This window comes from Mycobacterium genavense ATCC 51234 (assembly GCF_000526915.1).
Lineage (GTDB): Bacteria > Actinomycetota > Actinomycetes > Mycobacteriales > Mycobacteriaceae > Mycobacterium > Mycobacterium genavense.
Map to the genome: position 1 here is coordinate 1 of NZ_JAGZ01000020.1, position 16573 is coordinate 16573.

The following is a 16573-nucleotide window of genomic DNA, read 5'->3' on the forward strand; positions in this document are numbered from 1 at the left end:
GGCCCAGTTGGTGGTGCCCATCGCCGCGCCGATCTGGCTGGGCGGGCCGCAGTAGGCCGTCTTGCCGCCGGGCGCGACCAGCAGCAGCTGATCGCAGACGTCGAGGTAGGACACCGAGTGCGTCACGACCAACACGACGCGGCCGGCGTCGGCCAGCTGGCGCAGCATCATCATCACCTGGCGGTCCAGCGCCGGGTCCAGGCCGGTGGTGGGTTCGTCGAGGAGCAGCAGCGACGGGCCGGTGAGCAATTCCAGGGCCACCGACGCGCGCTTGCGCTGGCCGCCGGAGAGCTTGTCGACGCGGGTGTCGGCGTGCTTGGTCAGCTCGAGTTCCTCGAGCACCTGCGCGACGACCTGTTCGCGGTCGGCCTTGCTGGTGTCCGGTGGCAGCCGCAACTCGGCGGCATAGCCCAGCGCCTGGTTGACGGTCAGCTGACGGTGCACGACGTCGTCTTGGGGGACCATCCCGATCCGGCTGCGCAGCGAGGCGTACTCCGTATGGATGTTGTGGCCCTCGAAGGTGACCGTGCCGGAGCTGGGGCTGGTGTACCCGGCGATCAGCCGCGACAGCGTGGTCTTGCCGGCACCGGACCCGCCGATGATCGCGGTCAACGTGCCGGGCCGCGCGGTCAGCGAGATGTGGTCCAGCAACTGCTTGTGGTCGACTTCGTAGCAGACCGAGTTCACCTCGAGACCGCCGGTGCGGGTGGCCGCGTCGGTGCGCCGGACGAGGGTGTCGCGGCTGAACACGAGGTCGACGTTTCCGATCGTGACGACGTCGCCCTCGGTGAGCACCGCCGAACCGACCCGGACACCGTTGACGAAGGTGCCGTTGACGCTGTGCGCGTCGCGGATCTCGGTGCCCAGCGGCGTCTGGATCAGAAACGCGTGATGGCGCGAGGCCAGGACGTCCTGGATGACGATGTCGTTGTCGGTGGCGCGCCCGATCGTGAGCGCGTTGGCCGGCTTTTGCAGCGCGCCGGACCGCGACGGCAACAACGCCTGGAACATCTTGGTGGCCAGGTTCCCGACCTCCGACGCCTTGGCCTCGGCGACGGGCGACATCTGGGTCTTGGGCGTCTGCATGGACCCGACCGGCGCGGACATCTGCGGCTGATAGTTGGGCGGGGCATGGTTGGGATATGCGGGCGGCCGGGTCGAGGTCGGATACACGGGTTGCCCCGGCGGTGCCGGCCGCGGGCCCGGCGGGCCGGGATGCGGCCGCGGCGGGGGTGGCGCGGCCCAGGTGGTCTGGCGTCCGGGCGGCGGTCCGGGCGGAGCCGCGAGTGGTGGACCCGGCTGCCCCGATGCCTGTGACGAAGGCCACCGCGCCCCGGTCTGCGCCGCCACCGGAATGCCCATCGACTCGGTCCGCGGCGGCCGCCCGGCCATGCCTTGGTGACGGCCGACCTCGAACGTCAGCAGCGGGCCGTCCGGATTTCCGATGTTGATGCTCTGCCCGTCGTGGATATCGACGACCGGCACCCGCCTGCCGTTGGCGAAAGTGCCGTTGAGCGAACCGTTGTCGATCGCCAGCCAGCGGCCCTGGTCGAAGCGCAGCAATAGATGGGCCCGCGAGATCAGGGGGTGGGTGATGCGCATGTCGGCCCGGAGATCGCGCCCGACCACCACGTCGTGACCTGCCGCGAAGGTGCGTTCCGACCCGTCATACCGGACCGTCAGCGCCGGCGGGGCTGGTGAATTCATCGCCACAACTCTAACTCGTGGACCTATTTGGCCATTTGCACCAACGCGGCACGTCGAGCCGGTTGTGCCCGCGCGATCACCGGTTGTCGGGCGCTCCGGTGACGACGCAGCGGGTGCGGGTGTAGATCGTCGGCATGCATCGATTGCAGTGTGTACACGCCGAATGGACGCTGTGCGCCGCGCCGTCGGCGGCGAGCCGGTTGATCAGGTCCGGCTCGGCCAGCAGCGCCCGGGCCATCACGACGAACTCGAAGCCCTCGGCCATCGCGAGGTCCATCGTCTCCCGGTTGGTGATGCCGCCGAGCAGGATCAGCGGCATCTTGAGTTCGGCCCGGAACAGCTTGGCGTCGCGCAGCAGATACGCCTCGCGGTAGGGGTATTCGCGCAGGAACTTGGTGCCCGTCATGCGCATGCCCCAGCGCAGCGGCGGCTTGAACACACCGGCGAACTCCTTGAGCGGGGCGTCGCCGCGGAACAGATACATCGGGTTGACCAGGGAGCTGCCGGCGGTGAGCTCGATGGCGTCCAGGCCGCCGTCTTCCTCCAGCCATTTGGCGGTGATCAGCGACTCTTCGGTGGTGATGGCGCCGCGCACCCCGTCGGCCATGTTGAGCTTGGCGGTGACCGCGATCGGCGTTGCTTCTTTTTCGACCGCGCGGCGGACCGCCATCACCATTCCGCGGGCGACCTTGGCCCGGTTCTCCAGCGAACCGCCGAATTCGTCATTGCGCCGGTTGATCAGTGGTGACAGGCACGAACTCGCAAAATAGTTGTGGCCCAGATGAATTTCGACGGCGTCGAAGCCGGCTTCCATGGCGAACCGGGCCGCGTCGGCGTGCGCGTCGATTACGTCCTTGATGTCGTCGCGGGTCGCCTTGCGGGCGAACCGCATTCCGATCGGGTTGAAGAACCGCACCGGCGCCAGCGCCTTGGCCTTGTTGGATTTCGCATTGGCGACCGGACCCGCATGGCCGATCTGGGCGCTGATCGCCGCGCCTTCGGCGTGGATGGCGTCGGTGAGCTTGCGCAGCCCGGGCACCGCCTCGGGCCGCATCCACAGCCCGTTGCCCTCGGTGCGTCCACCCTGGGAGACGGCGCAATAGGCGACGGTCGTCATGCCGACCCCGCCGGCGGCCGGCGCCCGGTGGTACTCGATCAGGTCGTCGCTCACCAGAGCGCCGAGCGTGCGGGCTTCGAACGTCGCGGACTTGATGGTCCGGTTGCGTAGCGTGATCGGTCCCAGCTGCGCTGGGCTGAATACGTCCGGAATCTGGGGCTGGGCAGATGCCATGCGAGGAGCGTATCGGCGATCGCATGGCCTGCGAAGCAGGGCGTATGGGGGCACCTCCCGCTTGCGGGGGAGGGTCACCGTCATCGGGCACCGCCGGTGGTCGTGCCAGACTGTCAGTCGTGGGCGCAATCACACTGGACGGCAAGGCCACCCGCGACGAGATCTTCGTCGACCTCAAAGAGCGTGTTGCGGCACTGACCGCGGCGGGGCGTACGCCCGGGCTGGCCACGATCCTGGTCGGCGACGATCCGGGGTCTCAGGCCTACGTGCGCGGCAAGCATGCCGACTGCGCGAAGGTGGGCATCACCTCGATCCGTCGCGACCTGCCCGCCGACATCTCCACGGCCAAGCTGAACGAGACGATCGACGAGCTGAACGCCAACCCCGAGTGCACCGGCTACATCGTGCAGTTGCCGCTGCCCAAGCATCTCGACGAGAACGCCGCGCTGGAGCGCATCGATCCCGCCAAGGACGCCGACGGGCTGCACCCGACAAACCTGGGCCGGCTGGTGCTGAACAACCCGGCACCGCTGCCGTGCACCCCGCGTGGCATCGTGCACCTGCTGCGTCGCTACGACGTCGAGATCGCCGGCGCGCACGTGGTCGTCATCGGCCGCGGCGTGACGGTCGGCCGGCCACTGGGCCTGCTGCTGACGCGCCGCTCGGAGAACGCGACGGTTACGTTGTGCCACACCGGAACTCGTGACTTGCCAGCGCTGACCAGGCAGGCCGACATCATCGTCGCCGCGGTCGGTGTGCCGTACCTGGTGACCGCCGACATGGTGCGCCCGGGTGCGGCGGTGCTCGACGTCGGGGTCAGCCGAGTGGACGGCAAGCTCACCGGCGACGTGCATCCCGACGTGTGGGAGGTCGCCGGGAATGTGTCGCCGAACCCCGGCGGCATCGGCCCGCTGACCCGGGCGTTTCTGCTGACGAACGTGGTCGAGTTGGCCGAGCGGCAATGAGTTCGGCGAAGACCGCGGCCAGAGCGCAGTGGCCCATCCTGCTGGTCGGGCTGATCTTCGTGACGGCATTCGCGTTGGTGGGCGCCAACTTCTGGCGTCGCGGCTCGCTGCTGATCGGCATCGCCGTCGGTGTCGCCGCGATCCTGCGGCTGGTGCTGTCCGACGAGCGCGCGGGCCTGTTGGTGGTGCGCAGCAAGGGCATTGACTTCGTCACGACCGCGACGGTCGGGGCCGCGATGGTCTACATCGCCTGGACCATCGATCCGCTTGGTACGGGTTAAATCCCCGGGCCCGTGATCTGGGGCAGGTCGGGCATCGCGCCGCCCGGCATGTTCGGCATACCGGGCATGTTCGGCATCGCGCCGGGCAGGTTTTGCATGCCGCCGGGCAGGTTGGGCATGTTGCCGTTGGCCAAGTTCGCCATCATTTGCGGGCAGTACGACTGAATCGCGATCGTGGTGAACATCTGCGCCATCGCCGGTGACATGCCCTGGCGTCGCACGCTGGTGACGGCTCCGGCGAAGCTGCCGCCGGGCTGGGCAAGCATCGGGCAGATGGATTCGCCGACTGCCATGGCGTTTCCGGGCTGGCCGAAGTCGACGCCGGCGTGGTTCAGCGCGTCGATGAAGCTGTCGTCGGTGTTCGGGTCGGCTTCGGCCGGCGGCGATCCGAACGCGGCGGCGATGGTGAGCAGGCCCGCCACCGCCGCCAGCAACCGAACGGTCAGCGGCTGATGGCGAAACGTCCAGGCCCAACTCTGTGCAGCAACAACTGCTTTCATGACAGCTTCCCCATCTGTCGCCCAGTGCCCTGAAGGCACTCGAATCACTCTAGGAAGACTGATCTATGGCAGTCACGTTTGCGACACGGGAAGGTCAAGGTTTGCACACTATGCGTTTCGTGGGCGCGATGCTTCCGAGACATCGGTTATCGCGCGGAAAGCGTTACGCGAACGCGGATCGAGTCCCGATCAATCGAGGCCAGTCTGTGATCCGACACGTGCCGCAGCACCGTGCTCTGGAACGAGAAATGGTTGAGAATGCGGCATCATGGACCGTGGCATCTCGCGTCAGACGTTTCTTCGCGGTGCCGTTTCAATGTTGGCGACGGGCGCGGTGCTCGGGACCACGCGGGCTGCCGCGGACCCCGGCGCCGCGGTGGCCGGCTGGAACGGCTTGGCTTCCACCATCGGTGGCAGTGTGCTGCTGCCGGCCAATGGAACCCAATTCGCTTCGAGCAAGCAGGTATTCAACTCGTTCTACGACAACTTCACCCCTGCGGCGGTCGTGATGGTTTCCTCCCAGGCCGACGTGCAGAAGGCGATTGCCTTCGCGGCGGCAAACAAGCTGAAGGTCGCTCCGCGCGGCGGCGGGCATTCCTACATCGGCGCGTCGACCGCCGACGGCACCATGGTGCTCGATCTGCGCGGGCTTCCGGGTGGGGCGAACCTCGACGGCGGCAACGTCACCGTCACCCCGGCGACGACGCTGTGGGCGGTGCATCAGGCCTGCGCGGGTGCCGGTCGCGGCGTCCCCACGGGCAGTTGCCCCACCGTCGGCGTTGCGGGCCTGACGCTTGGCGGGGGAATCGGCAACGATTCCCGGCATGCCGGCCTGGCGTGTGACGCGTTGCAGTCGGCTACGGTGGTGCTGCCCAGCGGCGACGTGGTCACCGCGTCCGCCAACGATCATCCGGACCTGTTCTGGGCACTTCGCGGCGGGGGTGGGGGCAACATCGGGGTGACGACGTCGATGACGTTGACGACGTTCCCGACCGGTGACACCGACGTCATCCGGCTCGAGTTCGCCCCGTCGGCGGCCGTCCAGGTGCTCGTCGGTTGGCAGAATTGGCTCAACGGCGCGGACCGAAATGCTTGGGCCATGGTCGATCTCGCGGTCGGCTCGGCTCAGCCCGACTGCCATATCCTCGCGACCTGCCCCGCCGGCGGGGCCGCCGGTCTGACCGACGCGATCAAGGCCGCGGTCGGCTTGCAGCCCAGCACGGTGACCACCAAGACGATGAACCGGATGGACCTGGTGACGTATCTGGCCGGCGGCAGCTCGACATCGTCGCCGCGCGGGTTCGTGGCCGGATCCGATGTGATCACCACCGTGAATTCCGCTGCGGCCCATGCCATTGCGACCGCGATCGGGCAATGGCCCGCCTCCGGCGGATGCGCTTCGCTGTTGGTGGATCCGCTGGGCGGAGCCGTCGCCGACGTGGCCCCCGGTGATTCGGCGTTTCCGTGGCGCCGGCAGTCCGCGGTGCTGCAGTGGTACGTGGAGCCGGCTGCCAACCAGGTCGCCGCCGCGACCCAGTGGCTGAGCTCAGCGCACCAAGCGGTGCAACAGTTTTCGGTCGGTGGGTACGTCAACTACCTGGAGCCCAACGGCTCGGCGTCGCGCTACTTTGGCTCGAATCTGTCGCAGCTGAACAGCGTGCGGCAGAAGTACGACCCCAACCAGGTGATGTACTCCGGCCTGAAATTCTGAAAGCTCCTCCATGCACACCGCTAAATCCGTGTACCCTTGCTCACCGACGGTGAACGACGAGGAGGCGTAGCCGAGCGCGGCAGGCGATGTGCGCCAGGCGTTTCGGGCGACGCGAGTACGCGGGTGTCATCCACCGGATGGTTCCCCAGCCTCCGTCATGCTGGTATCGCGTCGGATCCGCGTCGCGTTAGGCTGAGCCATGCCTGCTGATGATCCGGTGACTGTGCTGAGCGAAGACGGCTGGGACTTGCTGTCGAGCGTGGCGTTGGGGCGATTTGTCGTCGTCGCGGACGGGCGAGCCGAAATCTTTCCGGTCAACTTCATCACCCAGCGCCGGACGCTGTTGTTTCGAACTGCCTCGGGTACCAAGCTTTACCAGGCCGTCATGAGCGACCGGATAGCCTTCGAGGCCGACGGGCACAGTGACGTCGAGGGGTGGAGCGTGATCATCCACGGCCGGGCACACCTGCTGACGGCGCGCGACGAGATTCTCGACGCGGAGGACGCGCAGCTGCTGTCGTGGCCGGCCACGGTGAAGCCGCACTTCGTCCGGGTGATCGCCATGGAGATCTCCGGGCGCCGGTTCAAGTTCGGTCCGGCGCCGGTTCGGTAGCAGCCGTCAGCACCTCGGACGCCATCGCCGTCGCGACATCGCGCGGATAGGTCCGGCGGGCCAGGCATAACAGCAGCCCCGCGGCGACGATCAGCATGCCCAGCATGATCAGGAAGGTGTCACCCAGCGCGCTGGGAGTGCCGCCCAGTGTGGTCGACACCGCGCCGAACGTCACCGGCGCCAACCCCGTCGATATCGACACCAGGGTGCTGCGCACCGCCTCCGCGGTGCCCCACAACCGCGAGTGCACGATATCCAGTCGCGCCGCGTTGAGCGGCGGGTTCACCCCGCCCATTGCGGTGCCCGCCAAGAACGCGAATGCCAGTGCCAGCAGCAGGTTGTCGGCGAGCAGCGTGGGAAGGATGAACACCGCGGCCGCAAGGAATGCCACCCCGCCCACCATGATCCGGGCACTGATCTGACCCCGGCCGGTCAGCCAGTCGGCGACGCGTCCGGTGGTGAGCACGCCGGTCAGCGCGCCGACGCCCAGGACGGCGATGAGCATCGTCGCCACCGGCTGGCCGATCTGAAACCGGCCGCACAACAGCGCGACCCCGAAGGTGCTCAACCCGGTGGAGAACCGGTGGAGAAGAAGTAGCCGAACGAGGACGCCGCGATCAGAACGACATTGGTTCGGATCGACAGCACCCAGCGCAGTTCCCGCCAGACGGAGCGGGCTGGTGAATGCTGCGTCCGGCCGCCGAGGCGGCTGGCCCGCAGCGGCTCGCGAAGCAGCGTCGCCACCGCGATGCTGAGCAGGAATCCCACCCCGGCCAGCCAGCCGAAGCCCAGCCGCCAGCTGATCGCCCCGAGTTCGCCCGCCACCAGCAGCCCGATCGCCGTGCACGTCCCCTCGCCGGCAAGCACCAGCCCGTACACGCGGCCGCGCTCGGCGGGCCTGAAGTAGTCACCGACCAGCGAGGCGACCACCGGCCCGGAGACCGCGATCCCGGCGCCGAGGGCGACCCGGCACGCCAGCAGCCAGCCGTAGCTGGGGCTGGCGGCGCTCAACGCCATCGCCGCCGAGCACACCAGCAGTGCTATCCACAGCAGGCGGACCCGCACCGTGCGGTCGGCCAGCGGCCCGGCCAGCAGCGTGGCGACGGCACCGACCCCGGTCGACACGGTGACCAGCAGTCCGACCTGAATGTTGTTGATGTGCAATGACTGTGTCAGCGGGACGACCAGCGCCCCCACCGTGCGTCGGCGCTTTGTAACCCGACCACCAAGGCGAGCAGCACAATCGGCTTCCACCGTTGGGGACGCGGGGGACGCTGAAGTCGCTGAAGACGCGGTGGACGCTGAGGTCGCTGGGGACGCTGACGTCGCGGGGACGCTGGAATCGTGCAGCCTTCGCGGCTGGATACTCCTGTACCGTCCAGGCGTACTCCGCGGCCGTCGGCACGAGCTCAAGATACCCTGCGCGACATCATCTTTAGCTGCGACAATGGGCGATTCGCGCCCTCGCGCCGAACTTTAAGATGGAGTTAGGTTGTTGGATGTCCCGGATTCTTCAATCCGACAGCGTCGCCCGGATGCACACGGTGACATACGGCATCGCCAGCCCGGTCGAATTCGCCAACGCCGGATGCGTGGCCAGCAGTTGGCGCACCCGGTCAAGGGTCTGGGTGCGAACCTCGGTCGGCGAGGTGATGCAGTAGCTGCGGGAGGCCACCAGATCGATCAGCGCTTGCGGCGTAAGGTAATTCGTCCATTCCACTTGATGGCGTTGGCGGTCGGTGAACGGCGGCGGCAGCGACACGTCGAAACGGCGACCGTCGCCGTCGCTGCCGATGATCTGGCCGAGTTCCCGCACCCAGCCGAGCCGCTCGTCGCGGGTGTTCCACACCAGACCCAGGCGCCCACCGGGCCGCAACACCCGGGCCACCTCGGGGATCGCTCGCTCCGGATCCACCCAGTGCCACGCCTGAGCGACCAGCACGGCGTCAACGCTGTTGTCCTGCAACGGAATCTCTTCTGCGGTGCCCAGCACCGCACGAGTCTCCGGCAGCGAAACGCTGAGCACTTCCAGCATGTCCGGAATCGGGTCCACCGCCACGACGTCGAGGCCGCGTTCCACCAGACGAGTGGTCAGCTTGCCGGTACCCGCGCCCAGATCGAGCACCTGACGCGCACCCCGCGGCAACAGCCAGTCGATGGCCTCGGGCGGATACGACGGGCGGCCACGCTCGTAGGCCGCGGCCGCCGCACCGAACGACAGCGAGCGGTCGTTCCTCGACCGGGTCACCGCCGACACGCACCTTCGTTCGCGGCCAAATCCAGTGTCTCGCGGATCAATTCGCCCACCGCCTCGGTTTCCACCAAAAAGCCGTCATGTCCGCAGATGGAGTCGACAACTCGCAGGCCGGCGCAGCCCGGCAGCAGCTCGGCTATCTCCTGCTGTAGGCGCAGCGGATAGAGCCGGTCGGAGGTGATGCCGCCGACCACCGCCGGCACCGGGCACCGGCGCAACGCCTTCTTGACTCCGCCGCGGCCGCGGCCGACGTCGTGACTGTTCAGCGTCTCGGTCAGGATCACGTAACTGCCGGCGTCGAAGCGGGCCAGGATCTTGTCGCCCTGGTGTTCCAGATAGCTCTGCACCGCGTAGCGCCCGCCGTTCGACGGGTCCTCGTCGCTCTGGCGATCGTTGGCGAACCTGTCGTCGAGTTCGACCTCGCCGCGGTAGGTCAGATGGGCGAAGCGCCGCGCGATCGCCAGCCCGGCATCCGGCGCGCGACCGGTGTCGTGGTAATCGCCGCCCTGCCAATTCGGGTCGGCCTTGATGGCGGCGATCTGCGTGGTCTGGGTGCCGATCTGGTCGGCGGTGGCACGCGCCCCGACCGCCAGCAGCAATCCGGCCCGGACCCGCTCGGGGTGGCTGACCATCCATTCCAGCGCGCGTGCGCCGCCCATGGACCCGCCAACCACGGCGGCGACCTGGTTTATTCCCAGCGCGTCGAGCGCGGCGATGTCCGCCTCCACCTGATCTCGCACGGTGATCAGCGGGAACCGCGAACCCCACGGCTTCCCGTCTCGGGCAAGCGAACTTGGCCCGGTCGAACCGCGGCAGCCGCCCAGCACATTGGTGGCCACCGCACACCAGCGGTCGGTGTCGATCGGCGCACCCGGCCCCGCGATGCCGTCCCACCAGCCGGGCGTGGGGTGTCCCGGCCCGGCCGGGCCGGTGATGTGGGAATCGCCGGTGAGCGCGTGCAGCACCACCACGACGTTGTCGCGGGTCGGCGACAGCTTGCCCCAGCGCTGCACGGCGATGCAGACGTCGTCGATGACCGCGCCGCCCTCGGTGGTCAGCGAGCCGATGTCGACCAGGCCGACTTCACCTTCGGCCGGCAGCGTTTGGGTGGGAACGTCGGAGATCGTCATGACGCTGTTCTTTCGAGTCCTCAGAACGCCGCCACGGACTGCGGGTCCGAACTCTTCGGGACCGCGGCAAATCCGAGCGCGAGGTCGGCCAGGATGTCGTCGATGTTCTCGATGCCGACGGCCAGCCGCACCAGTCCCGGTGTGACGCCGGTGCTCAGCTGCTCGGCCGGGCTCAGCTGGGCGTGGGTGGTCGACGCCGGGTGGATCACCAGCGACCTCACGTCGCCGATGTTGGCGACGTGGCTGTGCAGTTGCAGCGCGTTCACGAACGCCTTGCCGGCCTCGATGCCGCCGGCCAGCTCGAACGCCAGCACGGCGCCGGTTCCCTTAGGCGCCAGCTTCTTTGCCCGCTCATGCCATGGCGAGCTGGGCAGCCCCGCGTAGTTGACCGACACCACGCCGTCGTGCCCCTCGAGGAATTCCGCGACCCGCTGGGCGTTGGCGACGTGCCGCTCGATGCGCAGGCTCAGCGTCTCGAGGCCCTGGGCCACCAGGAACGCGTTGAACGGCGAGGCCGCGGACCCGAGGTCACGCAGCAACTGCACGCGCGCCTTGAGGGCGTACGCCGGTGGCCCCAGCTCGGCGAACACCACACCGTGGTAGCTCGGCTCGGGCGTGGTGAACCCGGGGAAGCGGCCCTGGGTCCAGTCGAAGGTGCCGCCGTCGACGATGACCCCCGCGATCGCGGAGCCGTGCCCGCCCAGGTACTTGGTCGCCGAGTGCACGACGATGTCGGCGCCGTGGGTGAACGGCTGGATCAGGTACGGCGTGGCGATGGTGTTGTCGACGATCAGCGGCACGCCGTTGGCGTGGGCCACCCCGGCGACTCCCGGGACGTCCAGGATGTCGATCTGCGGGTTGGAGATCGTCTCGCCGAAGAACGCCTTGGTATTCGGTCGCACGGCCGCCTGCCACGAGTCCAGATCGTCGGGATCCTCGACGAAGCTGACCTCGATGCCGAGCTTGGCCAGCGAGTAATGGAACAGGTTGTACGTGCCGCCGTAGAGCCGAGGGCTGGACACGATGTGATCGCCGGCACATGCGAGGTTCAATATGGCGAATGTCTCAGCGGCCTGTCCAGACGACAGAAACAGCGCGGCGACGCCGCCCTCGAGCGCGGCGATGCGCTGCTCGACGACGTCGGTGGTCGGGTTGCCGATCCGGGTGTAGATGTTGCCCGGGACCTCGAGTCCGAACAGGGCGGCGGCGTGCGCGGTGTCGTCGAAGACGTAGGACGTGGTCTGGTAGATCGGCAGGGCGCGGGCGTTGGTGGCCGGGTCGGGCTGCTGGCCGGCGTGCACCTGTTTGGTCTCGAAGGACCAATGCGCGGTCGGATCGCTGTTGCTATCGCCGTCGGCGCTCATGAGCGGGGCTTTCTGCTGGAAGGGAACGTATCGAGGTGCTGGTAGCCGTCCGGGAGCCTGCATCGGTGACGTCACCCGGCGGCCGCAGGTTCAGCACCGACACACGATGAGACGCGGATGCGGTGAACGACTGCACATCACGTTTCCCTGTCTACTCAGGGGCCCGTCATGGCGGACCCGCGCTTGCCGGATAGCCGGTGCTGTGGCTACTCAACCTGGTCATCACCCGGGGCACCCCACCGCGGTTGGAGGGTTGCCGGCCAGCAAGCCGGGGCTTGATGCTGGCGCTCATGACCGATACAAAGACTAGCTTACTGAGCCGACCGGATGCCAATGGCGGGTCGACGCCTGCACAAACGCCCTTGATAACGTGGCAACGATAACGCTGAGCCCCCCAATCTGACCGGGAGAGGGACCGTCCGTGAGCGCCGATAAGCCGACCGTCATTTACACGCTGACCGACGAGGCGCCGTTGCTGGCGACCTACGCGTTCCTGCCCATCGTGCGGGCCTTCGCCGAGCCGGCGGGCATCGAGATCAAGACCAGCGACATCTCGGTGGCCGCCCGGATCCTCGCCGAGTTCCCCGAGCACCTGACCGAAGAGCAGCGGGTGCCGTACAACCTGGCCGAGCTGGGCCGACTGACGAAGCTGGCCGACACCAACATCATCAAGCTGCCCAACGTCAGCGCGTCGGTGCCCCAGCTGATCGCCGCGATCAAGGAGCTGCAGGGCAAGGGCTACAAGATTCCCGACTTCCCGCAGAGCCCAAAGACCGACGAGGACAAGGAGATTCGCGAGCGCTATTCGAAATGTCTTGGTAGCGCGGTCAACCCGGTGTTGCGCCAAGGCAACTCCGACCGTCGCGCCCCCAAGGCGGTCAAGGAGTACGCCCGCAAGCACCCGCACAGCATGGGGGAGTGGTCGCAGGCGTCGCGCACCCATGTCGCGACGATGAAGCACGGCGACTTCTACCACGGCGAGAAGTCGATGACGCTAGATCGCGGGCGCAGCGTGAAGATGGAGCTGGAGACCAAGGACGGCAAGAAGATTGTGCTCAAGCCGACGGTGTCGCTGCGCGACGGCGACATCATCGACAGCATGTTCATGAGCAAGAAGGCGCTCTGCGAGTTCTACGAAGCCGAGATCGACGACGCCTACAAGACCGGCGTGATGTTCTCGCTGCACGTCAAGGCGACGATGATGAAGGTCTCCCACCCCATCGTCTTCGGCCACGCCGTGAAGGTGTTCTACAAGGACGCCTTCGCCAAGCATCAGGAGCTGTTCGACGAACTCGGCGTCAACGTCAACAACGGGCTGGTCGATCTGTACGACAAGATCGAGTCGCTGCCCGCCTCGCAGCACGACGAGATCATCCGCGACCTGCATGCCTGCCACGAACACCGCCCGGAGCTGGCCATGGTGGATTCGGCCAAGGGCATCAGCAACTTTCACTCGCCCAGCGACGTGATCGTAGATGCGTCGATGCCGGCGATGATCCGCGCCGGCGGCAAGATGTACGGCGCCGACGGACGGCAGAAGGACACCAAGGCCGTCAACCCCGAGTCGACCTTCGCCCGGATCTACCAAGAGATCATCAACTTCTGCAAGACCCACGGCGCTTTCGACCCGACCACGATGGGCACCGTTCCCAACGTCGGCCTGATGGCCCAGCAGGCCGAGGAATACGGCTCGCACGACAAGACGTTCGAGATCCCCGAGGACGGTGTCGCCAACATCGTCGACCTCGACACGGGTGAGGTGCTGCTGACGCAAAACGTTGAAGCCGGCGACATCTGGCGTATGCCGATCGTTTGCGACGAACCGATCCGCGACTGGGTCAAGCTGGCCGTCACCCGGGCGCGCAACTCGGGTATGCCGGTGGTGTTCTGGCTGGACCAGGAGCGTCCGCACGAGAGCGAGTTGCGCAAGAAGGTCAACGCCTACCTGGCCGAGCACGACACCGAGGGCCTCGACATCCAGATCATGTCGCAGGAACGCGCCATGCGGCACACGATCGAGCGCGCCATGCGCGGACAAGACACCATTGCCGCGACCGGAAACATCCTGCGCGACTACCTGACCGACCTGTTCCCGATCCTGGAACTGGGCACCAGCGCCAAGATGCTGTCCATCGTGCCGTTGATGGCCGGTGGCGGGATGTACGAAACCGGGGCCGGCGGTTCGGCGCCCAAGCACGTCCACCAGCTGCTCGAAGAGAACCACCTGCGCTGGGACTCCCTCGGCGAGTTCCTCGCTCTCGGAGCGTGTTTCGAAGACATCGGGATCAAGACCGACAACGCGCGCGCCAAGCTTCTGGGCAAGACGCTGGACGCCGCGATCGGCAAGTTGTTGGACAACAACAAGAGTCCGTCGCGTAAGACCGGTGAACTCGACAACCGCGGCAGCCAGTTCTATCTGGCGCTGTACTGGGCCCAAGAACTCGCCGCGCAAACCGACGACGAAGAGCTGGCCAAACACTTTGCCGTCCTTGCTGACTCGTTGAGCAAGAACGAGGAAGCCATCGTGGACGAAATGACCAAGGTACAAGGCGAACCGGTCGACATCGGCGGCTACTATCAGCCGGACAACGAGAAGACGACCGCGGTGATGCGGCCGAGCAAGACGTTCAATGACGCGCTGGCGGCGTCCCAGGGCTGACATGGCAGGCACGTCCAAGATCAAAGTCGAGGGCCCCGTGGTCGAACTCGACGGTGACGAGATGACCCGCGTCATCTGGAAGATGATCAAGGACATGCTGATCCTTCCGCACCTCGACATCAACTTGGAGTACTACGACCTGGGTATCGAGAACCGCGACCGCACCGACGACCAGGTGACGATCGACGCGGCCTATGCCATCAAGAAGCACGGCGTGGGTGTCAAGTGCGCGACGATCACCCCCGACGAGGCACGCGTCGCCGAGTTCAACCTCAATAAGATGTGGCTATCCCCGAACGGGACGATCCGAAACATCTTGGGCGGCACCATCTTCCGCGAGCCGATCGTGATCTCCAATGTGCCGCGGCTGGTTCCGCGCTGGACCAGGCCGATTGTCATCGGCCGGCACGCGTTCGGCGACCAGTACCGGTCGACCAATTTCAAGGTCGACAAACCCGGCACCGTCGCAATAACTTTCACCCCCGCCGACGGCGGAGAGCCGATCGTGCACGAGATGGTGGACATCCCCGCCGACGGCGGTGTCGTCATGGGGATGTACAACTTCCGGGACTCCATCCGCGACTTCGCCCGGGCGTCGTTCAAATACGGCCTGAACGCCAAATGGCCGGTGTACCTGTCCACCAAGAACACCATCCTCAAGGCCTACGACGGCATGTTCAAGGACGAGTTCCAGCGCATCTACGACGAGGAGTTCAAGGAGGCCTTCGAGGCCGAGGGCCTGACCTACGAGCACCGGTTGATCGACGACATGGTGGCCGCCTGCCTGAAGTGGGAGGGCGGCTATGTCTGGGCCTGCAAGAACTACGACGGCGACGTGCAGTCCGACACCGTCGCGCAGGGCTATGGCTCGCTGGGGCTGATGACCTCGGTGCTGATGACCGCCGACGGCAGGACCGTCGAGGCCGAAGCCGCCCACGGCACGGTCACCCGGCACTTCCGGCAGTATCAGGCCGGCAAGCCGACGTCGACCAACCCCATCGCCTCGATCTTCGCCTGGACGCGGGGACTACAGCACCGCGGCAAGCTGGACAACACACCCGCGGTCATCGACTTCGCCCAGACGCTGGAATCCGTCGTCATCGGCACCGTCGAGAGCGGGAAGATGACCAAGGATCTGGCCATCCTGATTGGGCCAGATCAGCAGTGGCAGCAGAGCGAGGAGTTCCTCGCCTCGATCGCCGAAAACCTGCAGAAGGCACTGGCCTAACTCGCCGGCGGGGTCTCCAGGTTTTTCAGGACCCGGGCCGGGCGGGCGCACTCCTCGATGAAACCGGAGATGACCTCGGTCACCCGGTCGGGCGCCTCGAACATCGGAACGTGCCCGACGCCGTCGAGCCGGGTGACCTTCGTCCCGGCGGGCAGGAAGTCGGTGAAATGGCGGCTGAAGCGGCTCGGCGGCACCACGCGGTCCTTCTCGCACAACACCACATGCGCCGGCACCGCGGTCTGCGCCAACTCCATCAGGCCGGGCCCCAGCAGCGACTTGGCCAGCAGCTGGAAGTAGGCCGGGCAGTGCGCGGCGTCGTCGACGATGCCGGACAGCTGGCGCTCGCTGATCCCGTCGGGCGAGCCGCGCAGCGGCAGGCTGGCCAGTCGGCGGCTGAACGGCAGTTGCAGTGCCCGCTGGCCGAACAAGCGGGCGAGCGCCAAGACCGGCATGCCGGCCACGAACTTGCCGATGACCTCGAATTTGACCGGGCTCCAGCGGGTCCAGCCGCCCGCCGCCGCGAGGCCGGTGACGCTGCGGGCCCGGCCGCGCCGCTCGAGTTCGAAGGCGACCCAGCCCCCCAACGAGTTGCCCACGATGTGGGCGGTGTCCCAGCCGAGCTTGTCGAGTTGGCGTTCGACGTGGTCGGCCAGCACCGCCGAGCTCAGCAACCAGGTGCCCGCGTACGGTCCGCCGTTGTGGCCGGCCATCGTCGGCGCAAACACCTCGTAGCGGCCCGTGTCGGCCAGTCGCCGGGACACCTCGTCCCACACCATCTGGGACATCAGAAACGGGTGCAGCAGCAGGACCGGCTCTCCAGAACCCAGGTGGATCGGCGCGCGAGTCGTCATGCCCTGGACTTTACCCGGT

The 16573-nt window shown here is 67.1% G+C and carries 15 protein-coding genes and 1 riboswitch; of the genes, 6 read left to right on the forward strand and 9 right to left on the reverse strand.

Annotated elements, in window-relative coordinates:
- Positions 1-1707: ATP-binding cassette domain-containing protein (locus T428_RS0124080; protein ID WP_036468829.1), on the reverse strand; the 1707-nt coding region annotated here is incomplete at its 3' end.
- A gap of 76 nt (positions 1708-1783) precedes the next feature.
- A complete protein-coding gene (locus T428_RS0124085) occupies positions 1784-2998 on the reverse strand; it encodes an NADH:flavin oxidoreductase (protein ID WP_025738463.1) in 1215 nt (404 codons plus the stop codon).
- A gap of 119 nt (positions 2999-3117) precedes the next feature.
- On the opposite strand from T428_RS0124085, the gene T428_RS0124090 reads away from it, so the two are divergent.
- Positions 3118-3963: a bifunctional methylenetetrahydrofolate dehydrogenase/methenyltetrahydrofolate cyclohydrolase gene (locus T428_RS0124090; RefSeq protein ID WP_025738464.1), complete on the forward strand. Its 846-nt coding sequence runs from the start codon at positions 3118-3120 to the stop codon at positions 3961-3963.
- Complete coding sequence (locus T428_RS0124095; RefSeq protein WP_025738465.1) at positions 3960-4244, forward strand: DUF3017 domain-containing protein; 285 nt, start codon at positions 3960-3962, stop codon at positions 4242-4244. The genes T428_RS0124090 and T428_RS0124095 overlap by 4 nt, the downstream gene beginning before the upstream one ends.
- Here T428_RS0124095 and T428_RS0124100 read toward each other — a convergent pair.
- Complete coding sequence (locus T428_RS0124100; RefSeq protein ID WP_025738466.1) at positions 4241-4744, reverse strand: DUF732 domain-containing protein; 504 nt, start codon at positions 4742-4744, stop codon at positions 4241-4243. The genes T428_RS0124095 and T428_RS0124100 overlap by 4 nt on opposite strands.
- Positions 4745-5012: 268 nt before the next feature.
- On the opposite strand from T428_RS0124100, the gene T428_RS0124105 reads away from it, so the two are divergent.
- Together T428_RS0124105 and T428_RS30685 are read left to right on the forward strand one after the other, a co-directional pair.
- The gene (locus T428_RS0124105) at positions 5013-6455 is read left to right on the forward strand and encodes an FAD-dependent oxidoreductase (protein ID WP_025738467.1); all 1443 of its coding nucleotides are present in this window, start codon (positions 5013-5015) and stop codon (positions 6453-6455) included.
- Between the two features lie 199 nt (positions 6456-6654).
- Positions 6655-7068 carry a pyridoxamine 5'-phosphate oxidase family protein gene (locus T428_RS30685; RefSeq protein WP_036468825.1) on the forward strand — a complete coding sequence of 138 codons (414 nt, stop codon included), beginning with the start codon at positions 6655-6657 and terminating at the stop codon, positions 7066-7068.
- Here T428_RS30685 and T428_RS33040 read toward each other — a convergent pair.
- The 5 genes from T428_RS33040 to T428_RS0124130 form a co-directional block, all read right to left on the reverse strand.
- On the reverse strand, positions 7040-7636 hold the full coding sequence (locus T428_RS33040; protein WP_169733703.1) for an MFS transporter: 597 nt from the start codon (positions 7634-7636) through the stop codon (positions 7040-7042). The genes T428_RS30685 and T428_RS33040 overlap by 29 nt on opposite strands.
- Positions 7633-8265, reverse strand: coding sequence for an MFS transporter (locus tag T428_RS33045; RefSeq protein ID WP_169733704.1), 633 nt, complete (start codon positions 8263-8265; stop codon positions 7633-7635). Before T428_RS33045 ends, T428_RS33040 begins: the two co-directional genes overlap by 4 nt.
- 316 nt (positions 8266-8581) lie before the next feature.
- A complete protein-coding gene (locus tag T428_RS0124120; protein ID WP_025738468.1) occupies positions 8582-9316 on the reverse strand; it encodes a class I SAM-dependent methyltransferase in 735 nt (244 codons plus the stop codon).
- Entirely contained in the window at positions 9313-10452 is a 1140-nt protein-coding gene (gene metX / locus T428_RS0124125; RefSeq protein ID WP_025738469.1) for a homoserine O-acetyltransferase MetX, read from the reverse strand. Before metX ends, T428_RS0124120 begins: the two co-directional genes overlap by 4 nt.
- Positions 10453-10472: 20 nt before the next feature.
- Positions 10473-11816: a bifunctional o-acetylhomoserine/o-acetylserine sulfhydrylase gene (locus T428_RS0124130; RefSeq protein ID WP_025738470.1), complete on the reverse strand. Its 1344-nt coding sequence runs from the start codon at positions 11814-11816 to the stop codon at positions 10473-10475.
- A gap of 174 nt (positions 11817-11990) precedes the next feature.
- Positions 11991-12112, reverse strand: a riboswitch (SAM riboswitch).
- A gap of 125 nt (positions 12113-12237) precedes the next feature.
- Here T428_RS0124130 and T428_RS0124135 point away from each other — a divergent pair.
- Both T428_RS0124135 and T428_RS0124140 read left to right on the forward strand, forming a co-directional pair.
- Complete coding sequence (locus tag T428_RS0124135) at positions 12238-14475, forward strand: NADP-dependent isocitrate dehydrogenase (protein ID WP_025738471.1); 2238 nt, start codon at positions 12238-12240, stop codon at positions 14473-14475.
- A gap of 1 nt (position 14476) precedes the next feature.
- A complete protein-coding gene (locus T428_RS0124140) occupies positions 14477-15703 on the forward strand; it encodes an NADP-dependent isocitrate dehydrogenase (protein ID WP_025738472.1) in 1227 nt (408 codons plus the stop codon).
- Here the strand turns inward: T428_RS0124140 and T428_RS0124145 are convergent.
- Complete coding sequence (locus tag T428_RS0124145) at positions 15700-16509, reverse strand: alpha/beta fold hydrolase (RefSeq protein ID WP_025738473.1); 810 nt, start codon at positions 16507-16509, stop codon at positions 15700-15702. The two genes, T428_RS0124140 and T428_RS0124145, sit on opposite strands and share 4 nt — an antisense overlap.
- Positions 16510-16573 lie beyond the last annotated feature (64 nt).